General features: G+C 69.1%; 24 protein-coding genes. 15 read left to right on the top strand and 9 right to left on the bottom strand.

From position 1 onward, the window contains the following. Positions 1-99: 99 nt before the first annotated feature. From IE302_RS09450 to mptB, 3 genes are read right to left on the bottom strand one after another with little or no spacing between them, the layout of a single operon-like run. Entirely contained in the window at positions 100-900 is an 801-nt protein-coding gene (locus IE302_RS09450) for an ABC transporter permease (protein WP_191253879.1), read from the bottom strand. After that, the gene (locus tag IE302_RS09445) at positions 897-1,823 is read right to left on the bottom strand and encodes an ABC transporter ATP-binding protein (protein WP_191253877.1); all 927 of its coding nucleotides are present in this window, start codon (positions 1,821-1,823) and stop codon (positions 897-899) included. Before IE302_RS09445 ends, IE302_RS09450 begins: the two co-directional genes overlap by 4 nt. A gap of 19 nt (positions 1,824-1,842) precedes the next feature. Beyond that, on the bottom strand, positions 1,843-3,429 hold the full coding sequence (gene mptB, locus IE302_RS09440; RefSeq protein WP_191254732.1) for a polyprenol phosphomannose-dependent alpha 1,6 mannosyltransferase MptB: 1,587 nt from the start codon (positions 3,427-3,429) through the stop codon (positions 1,843-1,845). A gap of 213 nt (positions 3,430-3,642) precedes the next feature. Between mptB and IE302_RS09435 the strand changes: the two genes are divergently transcribed. From IE302_RS09435 to IE302_RS09405, 7 genes are read left to right on the top strand one after another with little or no spacing between them, the layout of a single operon-like run. Further along, a complete protein-coding gene (locus IE302_RS09435) occupies positions 3,643-4,443 on the top strand; it encodes a helix-turn-helix transcriptional regulator (RefSeq protein WP_373307927.1) in 801 nt (266 codons plus the stop codon). Continuing rightward, positions 4,440-5,888 carry a Fe-S cluster assembly protein SufB gene (sufB, locus tag IE302_RS09430; RefSeq protein WP_191253875.1) on the top strand — a complete coding sequence of 483 codons (1,449 nt, stop codon included), beginning with the start codon at positions 4,440-4,442 and terminating at the stop codon, positions 5,886-5,888. Before IE302_RS09435 ends, sufB begins: the two co-directional genes overlap by 4 nt. Before the next feature lie 2 nt (positions 5,889-5,890). After that, on the top strand, positions 5,891-7,063 hold the full coding sequence (gene sufD / locus IE302_RS09425; protein ID WP_191253873.1) for a Fe-S cluster assembly protein SufD: 1,173 nt from the start codon (positions 5,891-5,893) through the stop codon (positions 7,061-7,063). Positions 7,064-7,100: 37 nt separating this feature from the next. Further along, a complete protein-coding gene (sufC, locus tag IE302_RS09420; protein WP_191253871.1) occupies positions 7,101-7,871 on the top strand; it encodes a Fe-S cluster assembly ATPase SufC in 771 nt (256 codons plus the stop codon). Positions 7,872-7,910: 39 nt separating this feature from the next. Continuing rightward, entirely contained in the window at positions 7,911-9,197 is a 1,287-nt protein-coding gene (locus tag IE302_RS09415; protein ID WP_191253869.1) for a cysteine desulfurase, read from the top strand. Then, positions 9,197-9,646, top strand: a complete 450-nt coding sequence (gene sufU, locus IE302_RS09410) for a Fe-S cluster assembly sulfur transfer protein SufU (protein ID WP_007029705.1) — start codon at positions 9,197-9,199, stop codon at positions 9,644-9,646. The genes IE302_RS09415 and sufU overlap by 1 nt, the downstream gene beginning before the upstream one ends. Continuing rightward, a complete protein-coding gene (locus IE302_RS09405) occupies positions 9,643-10,050 on the top strand; it encodes a metal-sulfur cluster assembly factor (RefSeq protein ID WP_191253867.1) in 408 nt (135 codons plus the stop codon). The genes sufU and IE302_RS09405 overlap by 4 nt, the downstream gene beginning before the upstream one ends. 79 nt (positions 10,051-10,129) lie before the next feature. Here the strand turns inward: IE302_RS09405 and IE302_RS09400 are convergent, their stop codons facing one another. Both IE302_RS09400 and IE302_RS09395 read right to left on the bottom strand, forming a co-directional pair. Then, on the bottom strand, positions 10,130-10,621 hold the full coding sequence (locus IE302_RS09400) for a DUF4232 domain-containing protein (protein WP_191253865.1): 492 nt from the start codon (positions 10,619-10,621) through the stop codon (positions 10,130-10,132). 85 nt (positions 10,622-10,706) lie between these two features. Beyond that, the gene (locus IE302_RS09395; protein WP_191253863.1) at positions 10,707-11,996 is read right to left on the bottom strand and encodes a protein kinase domain-containing protein; all 1,290 of its coding nucleotides are present in this window, start codon (positions 11,994-11,996) and stop codon (positions 10,707-10,709) included. A gap of 169 nt (positions 11,997-12,165) precedes the next feature. Here IE302_RS09395 and IE302_RS09390 point away from each other — a divergent pair, with 169 nt between their 5' ends. The 4 genes from IE302_RS09390 (at position 12,166) to lepB (ending at position 14,305) form a co-directional block, all read left to right on the top strand. Continuing rightward, the gene (locus IE302_RS09390) at positions 12,166-12,507 is read left to right on the top strand and encodes a hypothetical protein (protein ID WP_191253861.1); all 342 of its coding nucleotides are present in this window, start codon (positions 12,166-12,168) and stop codon (positions 12,505-12,507) included. An 88-nt stretch (positions 12,508-12,595) separates the two neighbouring features. Continuing rightward, positions 12,596-13,135, top strand: coding sequence for an RNA polymerase sigma factor (locus IE302_RS09385; RefSeq protein ID WP_191253859.1), 540 nt, complete (start codon positions 12,596-12,598; stop codon positions 13,133-13,135). Next, positions 13,132-13,461 carry a YnfA family protein gene (locus IE302_RS09380; RefSeq protein ID WP_191253857.1) on the top strand — a complete coding sequence of 110 codons (330 nt, stop codon included), beginning with the start codon at positions 13,132-13,134 and terminating at the stop codon, positions 13,459-13,461. The genes IE302_RS09385 and IE302_RS09380 overlap by 4 nt, the downstream gene beginning before the upstream one ends. Positions 13,462-13,513: 52 nt before the next feature. Continuing rightward, a complete protein-coding gene (lepB, locus tag IE302_RS09375; protein ID WP_229907743.1) occupies positions 13,514-14,305 on the top strand; it encodes a signal peptidase I in 792 nt (263 codons plus the stop codon). On the opposite strand, the gene IE302_RS09370 is transcribed toward lepB, so the two are convergent. Beyond that, positions 14,229-16,193: an ABC1 kinase family protein gene (locus tag IE302_RS09370; RefSeq protein ID WP_191253853.1), complete on the bottom strand. Its 1,965-nt coding sequence runs from the start codon at positions 16,191-16,193 to the stop codon at positions 14,229-14,231. The two genes, lepB and IE302_RS09370, sit on opposite strands and share 77 nt — an antisense overlap. A gap of 13 nt (positions 16,194-16,206) precedes the next feature. Beyond that, positions 16,207-17,424 (bottom strand): MFS transporter, encoded by a 1,218-nt coding sequence (locus tag IE302_RS09365; RefSeq protein ID WP_191253851.1) that lies wholly within the window; start codon positions 17,422-17,424, stop codon positions 16,207-16,209. Between the two features lie 89 nt (positions 17,425-17,513). On the opposite strand from IE302_RS09365, the gene IE302_RS09360 reads away from it, so the two are divergent. From IE302_RS09360 to IE302_RS09350, 3 genes are read left to right on the top strand one after another with little or no spacing between them, the layout of a single operon-like run. After that, positions 17,514-18,083 (top strand): TetR/AcrR family transcriptional regulator, encoded by a 570-nt coding sequence (locus IE302_RS09360; protein ID WP_191253849.1) that lies wholly within the window; start codon positions 17,514-17,516, stop codon positions 18,081-18,083. A gap of 9 nt (positions 18,084-18,092) precedes the next feature. Next, on the top strand, positions 18,093-19,322 hold the full coding sequence (locus IE302_RS09355; protein ID WP_191253847.1) for a sensor histidine kinase: 1,230 nt from the start codon (positions 18,093-18,095) through the stop codon (positions 19,320-19,322). Then, entirely contained in the window at positions 19,319-19,972 is a 654-nt protein-coding gene (locus tag IE302_RS09350) for a response regulator (protein WP_191254730.1), read from the top strand. Before IE302_RS09355 ends, IE302_RS09350 begins: the two co-directional genes overlap by 4 nt. 73 nt (positions 19,973-20,045) lie before the next feature. Here the strand turns inward: IE302_RS09350 and cysC are convergent, their stop codons facing one another. Both cysC and cysD read right to left on the bottom strand, forming a co-directional pair. Further along, positions 20,046-21,875 (bottom strand): adenylyl-sulfate kinase, encoded by a 1,830-nt coding sequence (gene cysC / locus IE302_RS09345; RefSeq protein ID WP_191253845.1) that lies wholly within the window; start codon positions 21,873-21,875, stop codon positions 20,046-20,048. Beyond that, positions 21,875-22,783, bottom strand: coding sequence for a sulfate adenylyltransferase subunit CysD (gene cysD / locus IE302_RS09340; RefSeq protein WP_191253843.1), 909 nt, complete (start codon positions 22,781-22,783; stop codon positions 21,875-21,877). Before cysD ends, cysC begins: the two co-directional genes overlap by 1 nt. Before the next feature lie 77 nt (positions 22,784-22,860). Between cysD and IE302_RS09335 the strand changes: the two genes are divergently transcribed. After that, a complete protein-coding gene (locus IE302_RS09335; RefSeq protein ID WP_191253841.1) occupies positions 22,861-23,328 on the top strand; it encodes a nuclear transport factor 2 family protein in 468 nt (155 codons plus the stop codon). Positions 23,329-23,340 lie beyond the last annotated feature (12 nt).

The following is a 23,340-nucleotide window of genomic DNA, read 5'->3' as shown; positions in this document are numbered from 1 at the left end:
GCAGGGCGTCCTGCCACCGCGATAGCGGGGCCTTCGGCCGAGGCGGGTTCACGCGTGTGGTCGCCTCTTCGGGTCCATCTCAGCTCCGCCGACAGAGCTTCAGGTGAGCTTGGTGGTCTTGCTCGCCAGCGCGCCCGCGACGACGCCCCAGCCGACGAGGACCGCGAACGGGCCCCAGCCGAACGAACCGTCCAGCAGTACCGAGCGCAGGCCTTCGGCGAGCGCGCCCGACGGCAGCAGCTCGACGACCGTCGCGAGCCCGGCCGGCATCGTCGACGGCGCCAGCAGGATGCCGCCGGCGAGCAGCAGCACGAACCAGACGATGTTCGCCAGCGCCAGCACGGCTTCCGCGCGCAGCGCCCCGCCGAGTAGCAGGCCCAGCGCGCCGAACGCGAGCGTGCCGACGATCAGGAACGGGATGGCGCCGAGGATCCCGCCCAGCGACGGCGACCAGCCCAGCAGCGCGGCCACGACCCCGAGGATCACCGCCTGCAGCGCGACCACCACCAGCGCGGCGGCCACCCGGCCCGCGACGAGCAGCCAGCGGGGCAGCGCGGTGGCGGAAAGCCGTTTGAGGACGCCGTACCGGCGGTCGAAGCCCAGCGCGATGGCCTGTCCGGTGAACGCGGACGACATCACCGCGAGCGCCAGGATCCTCGGCGTGATCCAGTCCACTTTGGACGAATCGCCGAGTTGTGCCGACGGCAGGATGTCCAGCAGCGACAAGCCGATCAGCAGCGCGAGCGGGATGAGCAGGGTCAGCAGGATCTGCTCGCCGTGGCGCAGGGTCAGGCTCGCCTCGACCTTCGCGTGCGTGCGCAGCATCCTGCCGAGCGAACCGCGGCCGGGGGCCGGGGTGAACGTGCCGGGGGTGAACCGCGGTGCCGGTGTCGTGGTCATGCGCGCAGTTCCCGTCCGGTCAGCTCCAAGAAGACCTCTTCCAGCGTGCGCCTGCCGACCTGCAGTTCCTCGGGCATGACGCCCTGCTGCGCGCACCACGCCGTCACAGTCGACACCACCTGCGGATCGATCGCGCCCTCGACGAGGTACGTCCCCGGCGCCGACTCGCGCACGAGGTGACCTTCGGGCAGCGCCGCGGTCAGCAATCCGGTGTCGAGCCGCGTGCGGGCCTTGAACCGCAGCTGCGCGGTCTCGCCGGCGTCGACGGTCAGCGACTGCGGGGAGCCTTCGACGACGACCTTGCCGTGGTCCACGATCACCACGGTGTCGGCCAGCGTTTCGGCCTCCTCCATCAGATGCGTGGTGAGCAGCACGCTGACCCCGTCGGCGCGCAGCGCCTGGAGCAGGTCCCAGACCAGGCGGCGGGCCTGCGGGTCCATCCCCGCGGTCGGCTCGTCGAGGAAGAGCAGTTCAGGGCGCCCGACGAGCGCGCAGGCGAGCGAGAGCCGTTGCTGCTGCCCGCCGGAAAGCCGTTTGAACGGCGTCTTGCGCGCTCCCGCGAGACCGAGGACGTCCAGCAGCCAGGCCGGGTCGAGCGGATTCGCCGCGCACGCCGCGACCAGTCCGAGCATCTCGTCGGCGCGGACGCCGGGATACGCGCCGCCGCCCTGGGGCATCACGCCGATCTGCGGCCGCAGCGCCGAGCCGTCCCGCGACGGATCCAGGCCAAGGACCCGGACTTCGCCGCCGTCAGGCCGCAGGAAGCCTTCGCAGATCTCGACGGTGGTGGTCTTGCCGGCCCCGTTCGGGCCGAGCAGAGCGAGCAGGGTGCCGCGGTCCATCCGCAGATCGAGTCCATCGACCGCGGTGGTGGATCCGTAGCGTTTCACCAGCCCGGTGATCTCGACGGCGGGGGCGTTCACGACAGGTCACGATACGGCCTCACGCCGGGACCGAATGCTCCGGGGACGGTCTGGACAGCAGCAGTGGTGAGAGGCGGTGGACGATGAACAGTCCCAGAAGCGTGACGACCCCGGCGGCGGCCCACGCGAACGGCAGCACGAAGCCGCGGCCTTCGAAGGTGCTGCCCGTCGTCGGCAGCAGGAACGGCAGGACGGCGGTGACGATCGTCGCGGCGATGCGGAACCGCGAGGTCCCCGCCGCCGCGGCGAGCGGGATGATCGCCCACAACAGGTACCAGGGCTGCAGCGCCACGTGCAGCACCATCACCGCGCCCAGCGAGACCCCGAGGCCGATGATCGGCCGGTAGCGCCACTTGAAGCTGTCCCACAGGAACTTGACCGTCACCGCGCCCGCGACGAGATACCCGAGCGCGCCGAGGATCGGCACCATCGCGTTGGTGTGGTTGCCGAGACCGAGCGCGATGCCAAGGACACCGCCGAGCGCCGCGAGCTCCGACGTCGGCGAGATCCACGAGCGGACCAGCCCCGGGGTCCCGAGCGCGCCGACCCAGCCGAAGCCGAGGCCGGTGCCGTAGCAGACCGCCACCAGCACCACCCCGAACAGCAGTGCCATCGGCACCGCCGCGGTGAGCAGGTCCTTGATCCGGCCGTGCCAGCGTCTGGCCACCATCACCGTGAAGAACGGCAGCGCCAGGATCGCGTTCAGTTTCACCGCGACGCCGAGGGTGATCAGTACGACCCCGAGCCCGATGTACAGCAGCTCGCCCTTGGCAAGCGGGGGCGGTTCGTCGTTCTTGAACCGCACCGGCATCCGCTGGAGACCGACCTCCAGCCCGGCGACCATGAGCCCGATCGCCAGCGCGTCGTTGTGGGCGCCCGCGACGAAGTGGAAGATCAGCAGCGGGTTCGCGGCGCCGAGCCACAGCGCGGTGGCAGGCTGCACGCCGAACCGCTTGGCCAGCCGGGGCAGCGCCCAGATGATCAGGATGACGCCGATCAGCGCGAGCCCGCGCTGCAGCAGCACGCCGGTGACGATGTTGCCGCTGCTCAGCGGGGCGAGCCAGCCGCCGAGACGCAGCAGCAGCGGACCGTAGGGCGCCGGGGTCTCGCGCCACATGTTGGAGACGCCCGAGGTCAGCGGGTCGGAGACGCCGAGCGCCTCGGCCGGGCCGAGGGAGTACGGGTCCATCCCGCGGGCCACGATCTCGCTCTGCGCGAGATAGCTGTAGACGTCGCGGGAGAACAGCGGCGGGATGAACAGCAGCGGCGCGCACCAGAGCGCGATGGTCCGGGCGAGCTGGCCCTGGGTGGTGAGACGGCGGCGCGCGGGCTGCGCGAACCGGCCGAGCAGCAGCCAGCTCAGCACGATGATCGCCATGCCCGCCAGGCCCATCGCGAGCGAGACCATGGGGATGCGGGTGAACAGCCGCAGGACCGGGATCTCCTGCACCGGGTTGATCACCGGCGCGGCGCCCGCGCCGAGCGAGCCGAGGGCGAGGAACAGGGAACCGACCGCGCCGAAGCGGCGGACGACGTTCAGCCCGCGCAGTTCCTTGTCGTCGAGCGGCTCCGGTTCACGCGGGTGCCCGGGGGAGAGCGTCGCCACCGATCCCGCGGCCGGGTACTTCTCCGGGCCTGCTTCGTCCGTGTCCCGCCCTGCCGGGTGATCGCCCACTGCCACGAACGAAGGGTAGCGATCGCGGGAACAGACCGAGCGGGTACATGGTTACCCCTGTGGTTTCACCGGCGGACGTGACCCACGCCACTCCGTGAGGCACCCCTCTTTGCCGTCTCCCCGGAAATACGTCACACTTGTGTTGTGAAAAAGACGGGGACGCGGAACGAGGCCGGTGGCGACATGCCCCGCGCCGAGGTCCAGCCTGTCCCCGCGCAGGTCGGCCCCGAGGGCCGGACCAGGCACGAAGTGGCCCGTTTGCTGCTGGAACAGGGTCCGATGACCGCCGTCGAGGTGGCCGATCAGCTGGGCATCAGCGCGGCCGCCGTCCGCCGTCATCTCGACGCGCTGCTCGCCGACGGCGAGGCCGAAACCCGGGACGCGTCCCGCCGCGGCCCTCGCGGACGCGGCCGTCCCGCCAAGAACTTCCTGCTCACCGAAGCGGGCCGCGCCCGGTTCGGGCACGCCTACGACGACCTCGCGTCCTCGGCCATCCGCTTCCTCTCCGAGCACGCGGGAGAAGACGCGGTGAAGGCCTTCGCGGAGGCCCGTGTCGCTTCCCTGGTCGGTCCGCATCAGGACGCGATCACCAAGCACACGGACCCGGCCGCCCGCGCCGAGGCCCTCGCTGCGGCGCTGACCAGGGAGGGTTACGCTGCGTCGACCCGTCAGGTCGGTGTCGGCGAACAGCTTTGCCAGCACCATTGCCCGGTCGCCCACGTCGCCGCCGAGTTCCCTCAGTTGTGTGAAGCCGAGACAGAGGCTTTCGCGGAACTTCTGGGTACCCACGTGCAGCGACTGGCGACCATCGCACGCGGTGACAACGTGTGCACCACCCACGTACCCGTCGTTCCGACGGGTCACCCGGCCACACCCGCGCCGGGAAGCACGGCGCCCTCCCCAGGGCGCACAGCACGGATCCCGAATGGAGGGAAACCCGCATGACTGCCGCTGCCGAGCAGCGCACTCCCACCACCGCGCCCATGAGCCAGGAAGAGACCATCGAGTCCCTTGGCAAGTACGCGTTCGGCTGGGCGGACTCCGACGAGGCGGGCGCCAGCGCCCGCCGAGGACTGAACGAGGACGTCGTCGTCGACATCTCCTCGAAGAAGTCCGAGCCGGAGTGGATGCGCGAAGCGCGACTGAAGGCGCTCAAGCTCTTCGACTTGAAGCCGATGCCCAACTGGGGTGCGGACCTCTCCGGGATCGACTTCGACAACATCAAGTACTTCGTGCGGTCCACGGAGAAGCAGGCCACTTCCTGGGAAGACCTGCCCGAGGACATCAAGAACACGTACGACAAGCTCGGCATCCCCGAGGCGGAGAAGCAGCGCCTCGTCGCCGGTGTCGCCGCGCAGTACGAGTCCGAGGTCGTTTACCACCAGATCCGCGAGGATCTGGAGGCGCAGGGCGTCCTGTTCCTGGACACCGACACCGCGCTCAAGGAGCACCCGGAGATCTTCAAGGAGTACTTCGGCTCCGTGATCCCGGCCGGGGACAACAAGTTCTCCGCGCTGAACACCGCGGTGTGGTCCGGCGGCTCGTTCATCTACGTCCCCAAGGGCGTCAAGGTGGACATCCCGCTGCAGGCCTACTTCCGCATCAACACCGAGAACATGGGTCAGTTCGAGCGGACCCTGATCATCGTCGACGAAGACGCCTACGTGCACTACGTCGAGGGTTGCACCGCGCCGATCTACCAGTCCGACTCGCTGCACTCGGCGGTCGTGGAGATCATCGTGAAGAAGGGCGCCCGCTGCCGTTACACGACCATCCAGAACTGGTCGAACAACGTCTACAACCTGGTCACCAAGCGCGCCAAGTGCGAAGAGGGCGCGACCATGGAGTGGATCGACGGCAACATCGGGTCCAAGGTCACGATGAAGTACCCGTCCGTCTTCCTCATGGGCGAGCACGCCAAGGGCGAGGTCCTCTCGGTCGCGTTCGCGGGCGAGGGCCAGCACCAGGACGCCGGCGCGAAGATGGAGCACCTGGCGCCGCACACCTCCTCGACCATCGTGTCGAAGTCGGTGGCGCGCGGCGGTGGCCGCACCTCCTACCGCGGCCTGGTCAAGGTCGCGAAGCGGGCGCACCACTCGCGGTCCAGCGTCGTCTGTGACGCGCTGCTGGTCGACACGATCTCGCGGTCGGACACGTATCCGTACGTCGACATCCGCAACGACGAGGTGTCGATGGGCCACGAGGCGACCGTCTCGAAGGTCAGCGAAGACCAGATGTTCTACCTCATGTCGCGCGGTCTCGACGAGGCCGAGGCCATGGCGATGATCGTGCGCGGGTTCGTCGAGCCCATCGCGCGTGAGCTGCCGATGGAGTACGCGCTCGAGCTGAACCGCCTGATCGAGCTTCAGATGGAAGGGTCCGTCGGCTAGTCATGTCGGTTACCGAGAACAACGTTTCCGAAGCGATGCGCGAAGGGGTCGTCATCCCGGCGACCTCTCGCGCGGAGCGCTTCACTTCCCACGACGTCGAGGCCTTCGAGGTCCCCGGCGGCCGTGAGGAGAACTGGCGGTTCACGCCGATGAAGCGGCTGCGCGGCCTGCACGACGGGTCCGCCACCGTTTCGGGTTCGGCCACCGTGGACGCCGACGCCGCCCCTGAACTGAAGATCGAGAAGGTCGGCCGGGACGACGAGCGCCTCGGCGTCGCGGGCGTCCCGAGCGACCGGATCGCCGCGCAGGCCTACTCCTCGTTCACCGAGGCCACCGTCATCACGGTGCCCAAGGAGACGAAGACGTCGAAGCCGTCGACGGTGAAGATCACCGGCCCCGGCGAGGGCAAGGTCGCCTACGGGCACGTGCAGGTCCGCGCCGAGCAGTTCTCCGAGGCCGTCATCGTCCTCGACCACGTCGGCTCCGGCACTTATGCCGACAACGTCGAGTTCGTCATCGGCGATTCGGCGAACGTGACCGTGGTCAGCGTCCAGGACTGGGCCGACGACGCGGTGCACGTCTCCGAGCAGCACCTCAAGCTCGGCCGCGACGCCACGCTCAAGCACATCGTCATCACCCTGGGCGGTGACCTGGTCCGCGTCTCGCCGACGGCGACCTTCGCCGACAAGGGCGGCGACGTCGAGATGCTCGGCCTGTACTTCGCGGACGAAGGACAGCACCAGGAGCACCGGCTCTTCGTCGACCACGCGGTGCCGAACTGCAAGTCGCGGGTGATGTACAAGGGCGCGCTGCAGGGCGACGACGCGCACACCGTGTGGGTCGGCGACGTGCTGATCCGGGCGGCCGCCGAGGCCACCGACACCTACGAGCTCAACCGCAACCTGGTGCTGACGCCGGGCGCGCGGGCCGACTCGATCCCGAACCTGGAGATCGAGACCGGCGAGATCGAAGGCGCCGGGCACGCGAGCGCGACGGGAAGGTTCGACGACGAGCAGTTGTTCTACCTTCAGTCGCGCGGGATCGGCGAGGACGCCGCGCGGCGCCTGGTCGTACGCGGGTTCTTCCACGAGATCCTGGTCAAGATCGGTGTTCCCGAGGTGCGCGAGCGTCTCGAGGCCGCCATCGAAGCCGAGCTCGAAGCCGTGGGCGTCTAAGCCCTCTCGTCCGTCCACATCAGACTTTAGGAAAGAAATGCCTACGCTGGAAATCAAGGATCTGCACGCCTCGGTCACGACCGAGGAGGGCCCCAAGGAGATCCTCAAGGGCGTCAACCTGACCATCAAGTCGGGCGAGACCCACGCGATCATGGGCCCCAACGGTTCGGGCAAGTCCACGCTGTCCTACGCCATCGCCGGTCACCCCAAGTACGAAGTCACCTCCGGGCAGGTCCTGCTCGACGGTGAGGACGTGCTGGAGATGAGCGTCGACGAGCGCGCCCGCGCGGGCCTGTTCCTCGCCATGCAGTACCCGGTCGAGGTGCCGGGCGTGTCCATGTCCAACTTCCTCCGCACCGCGGCCACCGCGGTCCGTGGCGAGGCCCCCAAGCTGCGCCACTGGGTCAAGGAGGTCAAGGAGGAGATGGGCAAGCTGGAGATCTCGTCCGAGTTCGCCGAGCGTTCGGTGAACGAGGGCTTCTCCGGTGGCGAGAAGAAGCGCCACGAGATCCTGCAGCTGGCGCTGCTCAAGCCGAAGATCGCCATCCTCGACGAGACCGACTCGGGCCTCGACGTCGACGCGCTGCGCGTCGTGTCCGAGGGCGTCAACGAGTTCAAGGCCAACAACGACGCCGGCGTCATGCTGATCACGCACTACACGCGGATCCTGCGGCACATCACGCCCGACTTCGTGCACGTCTTCGCCGGCGGCAAGATCGTCGAGTCCGGCGGCCGTGAACTCGCGGACGAGCTGGAGGAGAACGGGTACGTCAAGTACACCGGCTCCGCCGAGACCGCCTCCGTCTGATCACTGAACTTCACGACTACACCGAGAGGAGTTGGCCCGATGACCACCACCACGGCTAACTCTGTACCGCTAGATGTGGCGGCCATCAGGGCCGACTTCCCGATCCTGACCCGCACCGTGCGGGACGGGAAACCCTTGGTGTATCTGGATTCCGGTGCGACGTCCCAGAAACCGGCGCAGGTGCTCGAAGCCGAGCGCCGGTTCCTGGAGACTTCGAACGCCGCGGTGCACCGCGGCGCGCACCAGCTCGCCGAGGAGGCGACCGACGCCTACGAATCCGCCCGTGTGCGGATCGCGGAGTTCGTCGGCGCCTCCCCGCACGAGCTGGTGTTCACCAAGAACGCCACCGAGGGCATCAACCTCGTCGCCTACGCCATGAGCAACGCCGCCACGGCCGGTCCCGGGGCCGAGCGGTTCAAGATCGGTCCCGGCGACGAGATCGTCATCACCGAGATGGAGCACCACGCGAACCTGGTGCCGTGGCAGCAGCTCTGCCAGCGCACCGGCGCGACGCTGAAGTGGTTCTCCGTCACCGCCGACGGCCGCCTCGATCTGTCCAATGTGGATGAACTGATCACCGAGCGGACCAAGGTGCTCGCGTTCACGCACCAGTCCAACGTGCTCGGCACGATCAACCCGGTCGAGTTCCTGGTGAAGAAGGCCCGCAAGGTCGGCGCGCTGGTCGTGCTGGACGCCTGCCAGTCGGTGCCGCACTTCCCGGTGGACCTGCACGCGCTGGACGTCGACTTCGCCGCTTTCGCCGGGCACAAGATGGTCGGCCCGTACGGCATCGGTGTCCTCTACGGCCGCCGCGAGCTGCTCGAAGCGATGCCGCCGTTCCTGACCGGTGGTTCGATGATCGAGCTGGTCCGCATGGAACAGACCACGTTCGCCGCGCCGCCGCAGCGGTTCGAGGCGGGCACCCCGATGACGTCGCAGGCCGTCGGCCTCGGCGCGGCCGCCGATTACCTGTCGGCGATCGGCATGGACCGCGTCGCCGCGCACGAGCACGTCCTCACCGAGGCCGCGCTGGCCGGGCTCGGCGAGATCCCCGGTGTGCGGATCATCGGCCCCACCGACATGGCCGACCGCGGCGGGCTGGTGTCGTTCGTCATCGACGGCGTCCACCCGCACGACTCGGGCCAGGTGCTGGACAGCCTCGGCGTCGCCGTGCGCGTCGGGCACCACTGCGCGTGGCCGCTGCACCGGGCCTGCTCGGTCCCGGCGACCGTGCGCGCGTCGTTCTACGTCTACAACACACTGTCCGAAGTGGACGCACTGGTGAACGGTGTGCGCGAGGCGCAGAAGTTCTTCGGGGTCGCCTGATGAACCTCGAAAGCATGTACCAGGAGATCATCCTGGACCACTACAAGAACCCGCACGGCCGTGGCCTGCGCGAGCCGTTCGACGCCGAGTCGTTCCAGGTCAACCCGACCTGCGGCGACGAGGTGACGCTGCGGGTGAAGGTCGACGACGGGAAGGTCGCCGACGTCTCCTACGAGGGGCAAGGCTGCTCGATCAGCCAGGCGTCCACGTCGGTCTTGACGGATCTCGTCGTCGGGCACACCGTGGAGGAGGCGTTCACCACCATGGACGCCTTCGTCGAGCTGATGCAGGGCAAGGGACAGATCGAGCCGGACGAGGACGTGCTGGAGGACGGCATCGCCTTCGCCGGCGTGGCCAAGTACCCGGCCCGCGTGAAATGCGCCCTGCTCGGATGGATGGCGTTCAAGGACGCCGTCGCCCGCACGACCAACGGAGTTGAGACGGCATGACCGAACAGCAGACCGAAACCCGCGAGGGGCGCACGGCCGCCGACCTCGACGCCGAGACCGCCGCCGCCCCGGACACCGCCGACGTGGCGAAGGTCGAGGACGTCGAAGAGGCGATGCGTGACGTCGTCGACCCCGAACTCGGCATCAACGTCGTCGACCTGGGGCTCGTCTACGGCATCCACGTCGAGCCGGACAACACCGCCACCATCGACATGACCCTGACGTCCGCGGCCTGCCCGCTGACCGACGTCATCGAGGACCAGACCGGTGCCGCGCTCGTCGGCGGGGGAACGGGCCTGGTCAAGGACTTCCGGATCAACTGGGTCTGGATGCCGCCGTGGGGCCCGGAGAAGATCACCGACGACGGCCGCGAACAGCTGCGGGCGCTCGGCTTCACCGTCTGAGGCTCACCTCCCCGGACCGCATTTAGTCCTCTGGATGCGGTCCGGGGAGCGTATAACGACCTATACCGCGGCCCGCAGGTCAGTCGTGGGTCGGCTGAACGGCGGTGAAAAGCAGCGGCTGAGCGGTGTCGATCCCGCCGCCCTTCCAGTCCACGACGCTCGTCTCGTCGGCGCCCGGCAGCCGGACCTCGAGGTACGCCGGCACCGTCGTCCCGTCGGTCCAGGTCAGCCCGACCTCCGCGCCCGGTCCGTTACCGACCTGCGCGAGCCGGACGGGCTGGGAGGTGTCCCGGGTGGCGACCGACGGGATCGGCCGCTTGCCCGCGTCGAGCAGGCGCACGTCCTGGACGTAGCCGGTCAACGTGCACTCGCCGTTTTCGGCGATGGTGCCGAAGAACAGGCCGGATCCCTTCACGGTGCCCTGCTGTCCGGCCTCGTTCGTGAACAGTTCGACCTCGGCGGCACGGCACGGCCCCGCGGGTTCGCTCGCGAAAGCGGTCCCCGCCAGGATCAGCGACGCGGCCGTGGTCCCGGCGAGCGCCAGTCCGATGAACTTCTCCGTCTTCCCCATGATCTTTCCCCTTCCTGGACCGGGTGGTCCGGACATGGGGTGTGATGCCGCCCGGGGCGGGGGAGTTGGACCACGATCGGGTGATCTAGTTCACTGCCGGGCCGATCGGGCCGATCTCCAGCTGACCTTCGTCGCCGACCGGCCCGAGACCCCAGGGCAGGACGTAGCGGGTGCCCGTTCCCGGCACGGTGAACTCCGCGCGGACCGGCGTCGGGGCCGCGGAGCCGTCGACGGTCTCCCGCGACCAGCTCATCGACACCTCCGCCATTCCCTCGCCGGGCACGAGGGTGACGCGTTTCGGTTCACCCGTCCCGTCGCCGACTTTCCGGGGCAGCGGTCCCGTGGCGGTCACGAGCCGGAAGTCCTGCGGGTAGCCGAAAACATCGCAGGTGCGGGTCGTCGCTTCGATGAGCAGGGCGGCGTACCAGCGGTTCTCGTTGCCGGTGCCGTTGTCCGCGTCGTTGTGGTAGATCCGCAGTTCGTCGGCGCGGCACAGGGCCGGATCCACCGCCGGAGGCGTCGCGGCCGGGGGCGGAGCCGCCGGAGTCTCGCGGGGGACCAGCCACCACGTCGCGCCCGCGGCCGCGATCACGCAAGCGCAGAGGTACGGCAGCCAACGGCGTTTCGCCGGCTTCGCGTTCCCGCGCAGGCCGTCGGCGAAGGCCCGCATCGTCGGCCATCGTTTCGCCGGGTCGGGTTGAAGCGCTTTACGGATGACGGCGTTCAGCGTCCGGGGCAGGGTGACGGCCGAGGGATCGCCCACGACCGCGCCGGTCAGCAGCCGGTGGGCGAGCGCGCCGAGACCATAGACGTCGGTCCGCTCGTCGACGATTCCGGCCTGCTTCGCCTGTTCCGGCGCCATGTAGCCGGGTGAACCCGCCATCTGCGTCAGGCCGGAACCCTGGGCCAGCGCCTTCGCCAGGCCGAGATCCGCGAGTACCACGCGATCGCCCTGGAAGAGCACATTGGACGGTTTGAGGTCCCGGTGCACGACGTCCATCCCGTGCAGGACGCAGACCGCCTCCGCCACTTCGAGCAGGATCGGCAGGGCCACCTCGGGAGCCATCGGGCCGTCGAGACGCTCTTCGAGGCTGCCGCCATCGGCGAACGGGGTGACGAAATACGGGCGCCCGTCGGGAAGCTCGCCGATGTCGAGCACGCGCAGGACGCGGTCCGAATCGGCCTGGCGCAGCAGCCGGGCTTCGGTGCGGAAACGGTCGCGAACGTCCATTCTGGACGACCAGTTGTCCGCGAGAACCTTGACCGCCACGGAAGAACCCAGGATGTCGTCGCGGGCCAGCCACACCGACGCGAACGCGCCGGTGCCCAGCAGGCGCTCGACCCGGTAGCGCCCGATCTCTTCGATGATCTTCACCCCCGGCCACGATGCTAACCGAGCCCGATGTCCCGCTGACCGGCCACCTTTCTTCGAAAGTCCTGGAAATGCTTGTGGACCTCGGCGGCGTTTCGCCACGATTTTTCGAGCCTGGACGAAACCAGGCGGAACTGGGGAACAAATGAAAACGCGCAAAACCCTCACGGCCATGTTCATGGTCGTGGCCTCCGTGATCGCCACGGCGGGGACTGCGGACGCTTCGCCTGCGGTCGCTGACAAGGCCGGACTCGTCTACTTCACCACCTTGGTCACCCAACCGAGCTACAAGCTCCAGTACGCCGACGAGTGGAACAAGATCGGCACGCTCTACGCGGGCTCGAACTACTTCAAGTGCTGGAAGGTCGGCACCCGCATGCGTGCCTTCAACCGCAGCAGCGCGATCTGGCTGCTCACGGACGACGACACCGGGAACGCGAACGTGTGGGTTCCGGACGTCAACCTGGACGACTACGGCTTCGCGAACGACACCACCCTGCTCAACGAGTGCTGATCCGCGGTGACCGGCGGGGAGGATTCGCCCCGCCGGTCACCCCGGTTACGATCCGGATGGGGTGATCAGCCGAGTCCGGGGGAGCGCGATGGTGGACGACGATCTCGAACGGCTCGCCGCCGAGGCCGCGGCCGACCCCGCCGCGCTGGACAGGCTGCTCCGCCGGATCGAACCGGAGGTGCTGCGCCGCTGCGGCCGCTTCCTGCCCTGCCGTCAGGACGCCGAAGAAGCGTGCCAGGACGTCCTGCTCAAGGTGTCGGCGAATCTCGCCGCTTTCGAGTGGCGGTCGAAGTTCGGCACCTGGCTGCACACGATCGTGTCGAACAGCGCGCTGAGCACCTATCGCTCACTCAAACGCCGCTCCGCCAAGCAGTTCTCCGCCGACGAACTGATCGCGCTGAAACCGGACCCGCGCACCACGAGCGTCATCGCCGGCTCACGGCTCGATCTGCTCGACGCGCTCGAAAAGCTCGAAGTGTCCAAGCCGCAGGTGGTCCGGCCCTTCATCTTGCGCGACATCTCCCAACTCACCTACGCCGAGATCGCCGACGAACTGGACGCCCCGGTCGGCACGGTGAAGTCCCAAGTGCACGACGCGCGCCAGGCGATCCAAGAGCTGTTGGGATGATCTTCCGGTCCATCGGGCTCTTCGCCCTCGCCGCCCTCCTGGAGATCGGCGGCGCCTGGCTGATCTGGCAAGGCGTCCGGGAACATCGTGGCTACCTGTGGATCGGTGCGGGCGTCGTCGCGCTGGGCCTCTACGGCTTCGTGGCGACGCTGCAACCCGACGCGAACTTCGGCCGCATCCTCGCCGCGTACGGCGGGGTGTTCGTCGCGGGCTCGCTGGCCTGGGGAATGGTCGCCGACGGCTACCGGCCGGACCGCTACGACGTCATCGGCGCCCTGATCTGTCTCGCCGGGGTCGGCGTCATCATGTACGCGCCCCGGGGTTGACGCGTTCGCCGGAAACTGTCGGCCATCGGAGCTAGTCTGCGCTGTGACCGAAATGGACTTTCCCGCTCCGCCCGCCGACAGGCCCGGGCAGAAGCGAAGATTCTCCCCGCTCCTGCTCGTGATGATCCTGGTGGCGATCGTCGGCGTGGGCACCGGAGGATACGGGTTCTGGACCCTGATGAGCTATCGCATGGTGAGCGTCCCCGGCGAAGCGATGATGCCCACGATCCAGCCGGGGGAGGTCGTCCTGTACCGCTGGGCGGATCTTCCCGAGGTCCCGCGCGGCGCGGTGGTCCTCATGGATCTGTCCGCTTTCCCGGACGCGAGTCCCGGCGAGGGCCGGGCCGTCAAGCGGGTGATCGGCGTGGGTGGTGATCAGGTCGTCTGCTGTACGAAGGACAACCTGATCACCGTCAACGGGAAGCCGGTCAAAGAGCCTTACACCAACGACGACAACGGGTACGGCCGCAAGGAATACCGGCCGTTCAGCGTCCAGGTGCCGCCGGGCACGGTGTTCGTCGCCGGTGACCTGCGGAACAATTCCCGGGACTCGCGCATCTACGCCGAGGAGCCCGGCAACGGCGCCGTTCCCCTGTCGAAGCTGAGCGGAATCGTCGTCGGACTGGGGAGTCCTTTCGCCGCCGAGCCCTTTCCTCAGACCACCGCTTTCGTGGAGGCCGGTCTTCCCGGCGATCCCTTGTCCGACACCGGTTTCCGTACCTCGCGGCTGCTGATGTTCGCCGGCATCGGTCTGTTCGTGCTCGGGGTCATCGGGACGATCGTGATCGTTGTCCGGTCCGCCGGAAAACGACGAAAAGCAGCCGCAGTCCCACCAGCGCGCTGACCACCAGCAGGTTGTAGCCGAACATCTGGTGCAGCGTGACACCCGGCATGGCCTCCGGGCCGGTCGCGCTGCCCAGCAGCAGCACCGCCATCAGCCCGGTGGCCGCGCCGACGAACGCCAGCAGGACCTCGTGCACCAGTCCGGTCACCACGTCGCGGTCGCGTTCGTCGGAGAACAGCCGGACGTTGACCGAAAGCCTGCCCTGCTCCAGCGCGTTGCCGATCCGGTCGACGCGGCGGGGGAGGCGGCGCAGCACCGGCAGGAGCGCCAGCAGTTCGTTGGTGGCCGTGGAGCGCAGCGATTCCGGGCGCAACCCGGCACCCACCTGCTCGGCGGCGTAGGCGCGGGATTCGACGACGATGTTGAATCCCGGCGCCAGCGCGGCCAGCGTTCCCTCCAAAGTGGCCAGTGCGCGGAACACCGCGGCGATCGGCGGGGGCACACTGAGCCGGAAGTCGGCGATCACCCGGAACAGGTCGGTGAACATGTCCAGATCCGGGGCCTGGCCGTGGTTGAAGTGCTTGGCCACCAAGGAACCCAGTGCCCGCTCCAGCCGCCGTTCCTCGATCTCGTCCGGCTGGTCGACGATCTCCAGCAGGCCGTCGCGCAACGCGGCCGGGTCGCCGCGGTCGAGGGCGAGGATGAGGTTCTGCAGCCCGCCGCGCAGACCCGAGTCGAGCCGTCCGACGGAGCCGAAGTCGAGCAGGCCCAGCCTGCCGTCGGCGAGCAGCAGGACGTTGCCGGGATGCGGGTCGGCGTGGAAGACGCCGCTGCCCATCACCTGGCCGAGCACGCAGCGCAGCATCGAGCGCGCGAGGTTCGCCCGTTCCGCGACCGGGACCTGCTCCTTGGCGGCGGCCAGCGGTTTGCCGTCGAGGCGCCGCATCACCAGGACGCGTTCGGTGGACAGTTCCTTGTGGACGGTCGGGAGCGCGACCTCGGTGCCGGGGTAGGCCGCGGCGACCGCTTCGATGTTCCTGGCCTCGGTGCGGAAATCGAGTTCCTCGACCAGTGCGTCGGCGAAGCCCTCGGCGAGGTCGACGACGCCGAGCGAGCGCGCCCAGTCCGCGCGCTGGTCCAGCGCGGCCGCGACCCGGCGGACGATGTCGAGATCCCGGTCGACCAGGGCCTGCACACCGGGCCGCTGCACCTTGACGACGACGTCCTGCCCGCCGCGCAGCTTCGCCCGGTAGACCTGCGCGATCGACGCCGCCGCGATCGGCTCCGGATCGAACTCGGCGAAGATCTCGTCCGGATCGCCGCCGAGTTCTTCCTTGAGCACGGTCGCGATCTCGTCCGCGTCGGCGAAGGCGACCTGGTCCTGGAGTTTGCTCAGTTCGTCGATGAACACCGGCGGGAGCAGATCGGACCGTGTCGAGAGCAGTTGCCCGAGTTTCACGAACGTCACGCCGCCCTCTTCCAGCGCGCGTCGCAGCGACCGCGCCAGTTTGGCGTGCCGGACCTGGGCGAGGCCGGGTTCGCGGCGGCCGGTGAGGTACCGGCCGAGGCCGTGCTTGATCGCGATGCGGGTGATCTGCGAGTACCGCCGTGTCCGGGCAACGCGGCGGCGCAGCGACCGGATCCTGCCGATCAGCCCGAGCCCCGAGCCGGACGGCAGGGCGAACTCCGCGACGAACAGGAAGATCAGCGTCGCCAGGAACGCGCCGCCCGCCACCGGGACGATCAGCCCGGCGACGGCGCCGCCCGTGTACAACGGCCGGGGGAACGCGCTGAGGATGCCGCCCGCGACCAGCCAGCCGAAGCCGGCGGCGCAGAACGCGCGGATCACGCCGATCCGGACGCCCAGTACGCGGCGGGCGGCGACCACGAGCGGCCACAGCATCAGCGCGTAGACAGGCAAGGTGAGCAGGCCGAGCAGCAGGTTCATGCCGATGAGGACATCACGCGCAGCCCGCGCGGGATTCCCGCTCCGGCGGGACGGTACTCACCCTCGAGAGGGAACGGACCCCGAAGTTGTAGGTAGTGGTCGCTTCCTTGGGCGCGAACAGGACACCGAGGACGGCCGTCGCCGCGGCGACGAGGAAGCCGGCGCGAAGGTCGATCAGGTCGCCGAGCAGGCCGATGAGCGGTGCGCCCGCGGCTTGGCCGAGCGCCAGCATCAGGAAGGCCACGCCGACACCGAACGCGGGTGCCGTCGGATAAGCCCTGGTGCCCCAGAGGATCAGCACGCCGGTCAGTCCGATGTAGACGGCTCCGAACAGTGCCGCCGCGACGACGAGCGCGGGGAACGACCGGGTGGCGAGGGCGAAGAGCGCCGTGGCGAGGGCGAACAAAACCATCCCCGCCGACCACGCGCGGCGCAGTCCCGCCCGCGAGGTCAGCTCGGCGGTGAACGCCCCGGCCAGGCCGACCGCGCCGAGGACGATCCACACCACCGTCGACTCCGTTTCGCCGAGCCCGCCGACGCTCACCGCGATGTCCCGGCCGAACGTCCAGATCGCCGCGCTGGCCAGGCCGAGGGTCGCGGCGGCGGGCAGCAGCCGTCCGGTGGCCGGCGGGAACAGCGGTGCCGGCAGGCCGCGCGCACGGTCCTCCTTGACCGGCGGCACGATCCGCGCGATCCACAGGGTCACCAGCGCGGAGGCGGCGGCGAAAGCCCACCAGGCCAGCCGCCAGTCGCCGATCGCGAGCAGCGAGACCGGGCCCGAGATCAGCACACCGAGTCCGGTCCCGGCGTTCACCACGGACTGGGCGCGGTCGCGGCGGGTCACCCGGACGACGCGGGAGACCGCGTCCGCGAGCGAAGGGGACGCCAGCCCGGTGCTGGCCCCGGCGAGGACGACGCCGAGCGCGAGGACGGCGGCGTTCGGCGCGGCCGCGATCAGCGCGGTTCCCGCGGTGGCGGCCGTCCCGGCGGCGAGCGCGCCCGTCCGCGCACCCCAGCGGGTGGTGACGGCGGTCGAAGCGACGACGGCCAGGCAGTACGCGACGTAACTTCCCGCCGCGATGGCGCCGAGCGTGCCGCCGTCGAGGTCGAATTCCGTCCGGAGGGTCGGTGCGAAGAGCCCGTAGGCGTACCTCGCGAGTCCGTAGGTGACCGCGATCAGCGACAACCCGGCCGCGGTCAGCGTCAGCTCGCGTTTGTACGAAGAAACCATCAGCGCGCCTCCATGCGTATACCGATCGGTATACCTAGGGAGTGTTCCTGCATTTCGCGCTCAGGTCAACCGATCGGTATAGTCGAGGCATGCTGACTCCAGCCGGCGAGCGTGTCCTGGCGGCCGCGACCGAGCTCTTCTACCGGGAGGGCCTGAACGCGGTGGGTGTCGCCGCCGTGGCCGAGGCCGCCGGTGTCACGAAAAAGACGCTGTACGCGTGCTTCGGCTCGAAGACGGAGCTCACGCTCGAGTACCTCCGACGCCGGCACGACGTTTGGTGGGCGTACCTCGAAGAGCGGCTGGCCGAGGCCGACAAGCCCCGGGCGCTCGTGGTCTTCGACGCCTACGTCGACCATCCCCGGCTCGGCAGCGACCGGGGTTGCGCGTTCCTCAACGCGGCCGCCGAGCTGCCCGCCGGGCATCCCGGGCTCGACGTGATCCGGCGGCACAAGGAGGCGGTCCGGGCGAAGTTCGCCGAACTCCTCCGCGAGGACGCCCCGGGCGCGGCCGATCCCGAGCGGCTCGCGGAGCAACTCTTCCTCCTGCTGGAAGGCGCCGTCGCGCACACCGGCATCGACGGTGACTCGCACCGGGTCACGCTCGCGAGGGAGATCGCGGAGATACTGATGAGGGATCCGCGCGAAGCCGGCACGCGCTAGAAAGAGCGCATGCGACTTTTCGGCCCGCTCGTGGACCGGGCGACCTACCGGCGATGGGTGTACTTCATCCTCGGTGGTGCCCTCAGCGTGCCGTATCTGCTCTTCGCCGCCATCGTGGTGCCGTCGCTGCTGCCCCTCGTCGTGACGCTGGGGCGCGGGATCGTCATCGGGATGATCGTCCTCGTCCTGGTGATCATCGCGTCGTCGTTCCTCCCCGCGGTCCGGGTGCTCGAAGGAGCGGCCGTGCGGGAACTGCTGGACGATCCGGTGCCAGGGGTGACGTTCGGGCCCGCGGGGAGCTGGCCCGTCCGGCTGCGGTCGAGCGCGATGTTCCTGCTGCACGTGGGAACCGGTTGCGTCGTCAGCCTGGTGAGCCTGCTCGTCCCGGTCGCCTTCGGCTTCTCGGTCGCGGCGCCGTTCACCGGCCGGATCGCGCTGTCCACAGAGGACCCGATCGTGGTGCCGAAGGGCTGGGCCAGCGCCTGGATCCCGCTGGCGCTCCTGGTCGGCCTCGTCGCGCTGGTGTACGTCGTCTGGGCGGCGGGCGCGGTGCTGACCCGCTGTGCCAAGAGCCTGCTGGGGATCTCGGCCGCCGAGCGGATCGCCCAGCTGGAGAAGCGCACCGAACAACTCGCCGAACGCAACCGGCTCGCGCGGGAACTGCACGACTCGGTCGGCCACGCGCTGAGCGTCGTGACCATCCAGGCCGGGGCCGCGCGCCGGACCCTGCGGTCGGATCCGGAGTTCACCGAACAGGCGCTCACCGCGATCGAGGATTCGGCCCGGGCCGCGCTGGACGACCTCGACCACGTGCTTGGCCTGCTGCGCGAGGAGGCGTCGTCGCGGGCGCCGCAATCGGGACTGACGGAGCTGTCCGCGCTGGTCGAGGCCACGCGGCTGGCGGGCGCCGAGGTGACGGCGGAGGTGCGGGGAGCCCCGGCGTCGGTGCCGCCGGTCGTCTCCCGTGAGGCGTACCGGATCTTGCAGGAATGCCTGACGAACGCGCTGCGGCACGCCGGTAAGGTGCCGGTGACGGTGCTCGTCGACGCCGAAGCGGAGCTGCTGCGGTTACGGGTGACCAACCCGCTCGGCGCCGCGGCGCCGTCACGGGACGGGGGCGGCCGGGGGCTCGAGGGAATGACGGAACGGGTGGAAGTGCTCGGGGGCACGATCACCGCGGGCCGCGCGGACGGATGCTGGAAGGTCGAGGTGGCGGTGCCATGGGGGAAACGGCGATGAGCATCGGGGTGCTGCTGGTCGACGACGAACAGCTCATCCGGGCGGGGCTGCGGGCGATCGTCGCCTCCGAACCCGACCTGGAGGTCGTGGGCGAGGCCGCCGACGGTGCGGAGGTACCGGGCCTGGTCTCGCGATTCCGGCCCGACGTCGTGCTGATGGACGTCCGGATGCCCTCGGTCGACGGGATCAGGGCGACCGCACATCTGATGTCCACTCTTGCCAATCCGCCGAAGGTGATCGTGGTGACCACCTTCGAGAACGACGACTACGTCTACGACGCCCTGCTCGCCGGTGCGAGCGGTTTCCTGCTGAAGCGGGCCAGGCCCGAGGAGATCGTCGCGGCGATCCGGACGGTGGCGGCGGGGGAGTCCCTGCTGTTCCCGGCCGCGATCCGGCGGCTGGCCGCGCAGCAGGCCCATCGGCGCCCGCAGGACGGTCTCGCCGACGCCGGGCTCACTGAACGCGAGCGCGAGGTGCTGCGGCTGATGGCGGCGGGACTGTCCAATGTGGAGATCGCGGGTGAGCTCTACCTCGGTGTGCAGACGGTGAAGACACATGTCGGGAACATCCTCGCGAAACTCGGTGCGAGGGACCGGACGCAAGCGGTGATCAAGGCCTACGACACCGGATTCGTCACGCCGGCGGGCTGAAGGACGCTTTACCCGCATAGGACGAGGCGAAGGGCGCTTTACCCGCATCGGATGCGGGGAAAGCGTCCTTCAGCTATTCCAGCGCGGCGAGGATCAGCGCGGCCATCGCGGCGGGGTCCCCGTCGTCCGGGCGCAGCACCAGATCCGGGTTCTCCGGGCGCTCGTAGGGAGCGTCCACCCCGGTGAAGCCGCTGATCTCGCCCGCCCTCGCCTTCGCGTACATCCCCTTGGGGTCGCGGTCTTCGCAGACTTCGAGCGGGGTGTCGACGAAGATTTCGAGAAACGGCAGCCCGGCCGCCTCATGTGCGGCGCGGGCGAGTTCGCGGTCGGCCTGGTACGGGCTGATCAGCGAGACCACCGACACCACGCCGGCGTCGGCGAACAGCTTCGCGACCTCGGTGACACGCCGGACGTTCTCGGCACGATCGGCCGGGCTGAAACCGAGGTTCCCGTTCAGCCCGTGCCGGAGATTGTCGCCGTCCAACAGATACGCGGGCCTGCCGGACGCGACGAGCCGCCGCTCCAGTTCCACGGCCACGCTCGATTTCCCGGACGCGGAAAGCCCGGTGAGCCAGACGGTGAGCCCGCGCGTCGGGCGTTCCGACCTGGTGACCGCGGCGGTGTGCCAGACGACGTTCGACGCCGTCACGCTCGGGCCGGTGATCATGCCCGCCGCGACCGTCGCCCCGGAGTGTTCGTCGATGAGGAGGAATCCGCCGGTGGACCGGTTGCGGCGGTAGGGATCGAACAGCAGCGGCTGCCGTGCGCGCAGCCGGATCCGACCGATCTCGTTGAGGGACAGAGACTTCGCGGTCTCGTCGCGGTGCAGGCTGGTGACGTCGAGCCGGTAGTCGAGGTCGCGGATCTCGGCCTTGGTCTCCCGGGTGGTGTGCCGGACGACGTAGTTGTTCCCGGGCTTCAAGGTCCCTTGTTCGGAGAACCAGCAGACCATCGCGTCGACGTCCCGGCTCGTGTGCGGTCGATTGCCGGGGCGGCAGATCAGATCGCCGCGCCCGAGGTCGAGTTCGTCGGCGAGTTCGATCGTGACGGCCTGCGACGCGAAGGCTTCGGTGACCGTGGTGCCGCCCGGCCCCCAGATCGCGCGCACCGTCGTGGTGAAGCCGGACGGCAGCACGGCGACCTCGTCGCCGGGTTTGAACACCCCGCCCGCGACGGTGCCCGCGTACCCGCGGAAGTCCCGGCTGTGCTCCCGGATCACGTACTGCACCGGGAATCGCGCGTCGATGAGATTGCGATCCGAGGCCACGTGCACCTGTTCGAGGTGATGCAGCAGGGAAGTCCCTTCGTACCAAGGCATACTGGCGCCCCGGTGCACGACGTTGTCGCCGTGCAGTGCCGACATCGGCACGAAGGTCAGGTCGTGCACCTGGAGTTTCATGGCGAAGCGCCGGAAGTCCTCACGGATCTCTTCGAAGCGCTCCTGCGACCAGTCGACCAGGTCCATCTTGTTGACGCACAACACCAGATGCGGGATTCCCAGCAGGCTCGCCAGGAACGCGTGCCGCCGCGACTGTTCGAGCACGCCTTTGCGGGCGTCGATCAGGATCAGCGCGAGATCCGCCGTGGACGCCCCGGTGACCATGTTCCGGGTGTACTGCACGTGTCCCGGCGTGTCGGCGATGATGAACTTCCGGCGCGGCGTCGCGAAGTACCGGTGGGCGACGTCGATCGTGATGCCTTGTTCCCGTTCGGCGCGCAGGCCGTCGGTCAGCAGCGCGAGGTTCGGATACGCCTCGCCGCGGTCGCGGCTGGCGCGTTCGACGGCTTCGAGCTGATCGGTGAACACCGTCTTCGAATCGAACAGCAGACGGCCGATGAGGGTCGACTTCCCGTCGTCGACGCTGCCCGCGGTCGCGAGGCGGACCAGCTGTGAAGCGCCCATCAGAAGTAGCCTTCCTTCTTCCGGTCTTCCATGCCCGTCTCGGAGATCCGGTCGTCGGCGCGGGTGGCGCCGCGTTCGGTCAGCCTGCTGACCGCTACCTCGGCGACCACTTCTCCCGCCGACGCCGCCGTCGACTCGACGCAGCCGGTGCAGGTCGCGTCGCCGACGGTGCGGAAGCGAACCGTTGCCTCGTAAGGACTTTCGCCTTCACCCAAGGTGAGGAAACGGGTGTGCGCGAGCAGCATCCCGTCCCGCTGGACGACCGGGCGCCGATGCGAGTAGTAGATCGACGGCAGGTCGACGCCCTCGGTCTCGATGTACTGCCAGATGTCGAGTTCGGTCCAGTTCGACAGCGGGAAGACGCGGATGTGCTCGCCTTTGCGATGCCTGCCGTTGTAGAGATCCCAGAGTTCCGGCCGCTGATCGCGCGGATCCCATTGGCCGAACTCGTCGCGGAAGCTGAACACGCGCTCCTTGGCGCGGGCTTTCTCCTCGTCGCGCCGGGCTCCGCCGAAGACGGCGTCGAAGGAATGCTCGCGGATCCCGCGCAGCAGGGCGGCGGTCTGGAGACGGTTGCGGCCCGCCTTCGGGTCTTCGACGACCCGGCCCGAGTCGATGTCGTCCTGGACGCTGGTGACGACGAGCCGGAGCCCGTACCTGTCGACCGTGCGGTCCCGGAACTCGATCACCTCGTCGAAGTTGTGCCCGGTGTCGATGTGCATCACCGGGAACGGCGGTGGTGACGGCCAGAACGCCTTGGCCGCCACGTGGAGCATCACCATCGAGTCCTTGCCGCCGGAGAACAGCAGCACCGGTCGTTCGAAGGTCGCCGCGACCTCGCGGAAGATGTGCACGGCTTCGGCTTCGAGTGCTTCGAGATGGGTGAGCTCGTAGGTCGGCGGCGCCATCGTGACCTCCGTGGTTCGAGATCAGAAAAGTAGAACAGGTTCTTGTGCTTGGTCAAGGGGAGGAGGACGCTGTCGGCATGGACCTGGTCGCGCTCGAAGAGATCCGTCGCCTCAAAGCCCGCTACCTCCGGTGCCTCGACCTCAAGCTGTGGGACGAGATGCCTGGGACCCTGACGGCCGACGCGCACGCGCGCTTCGGCACGCCGTCCTACGGCGAACCTCTGAACTTCGAAGGACGTGAGGCGATCATCGGGTTCTTCCGGAACGCCGTCGGTCCCGGCGTCACCACGGTGCATTTCGCCGGGCAGCCGGAGATCGACGTCGACGGCGACACCGCGACGGGCACCTGGCTGATGCGCGACAAGGTGATCGTGCCCGAGCATCGGGTGGTGATCGAGGGCGCGGCGTACTACGAGGACACCTACCGGCGGGTGGACGGCGTGTGGCTGACCGCGTCGACCCAGTACGACCGGCTGTACGAAACGATGATGTCGATGGACGACGTGCCGAGTCTGAAGCTCACCGCGAACCGCTGGTCCTCCTGACCCGCATTACCG

It is taken from the genome of Amycolatopsis oliviviridis (genome assembly GCF_014654365.1).
Taxonomy (GTDB): Bacteria; Actinomycetota; Actinomycetes; order Mycobacteriales; family Pseudonocardiaceae; genus Amycolatopsis; species Amycolatopsis oliviviridis.
Note: the sequence above shows the minus strand (reverse complement) of the source record. Positions and strands in the feature narration are given on the sequence as shown.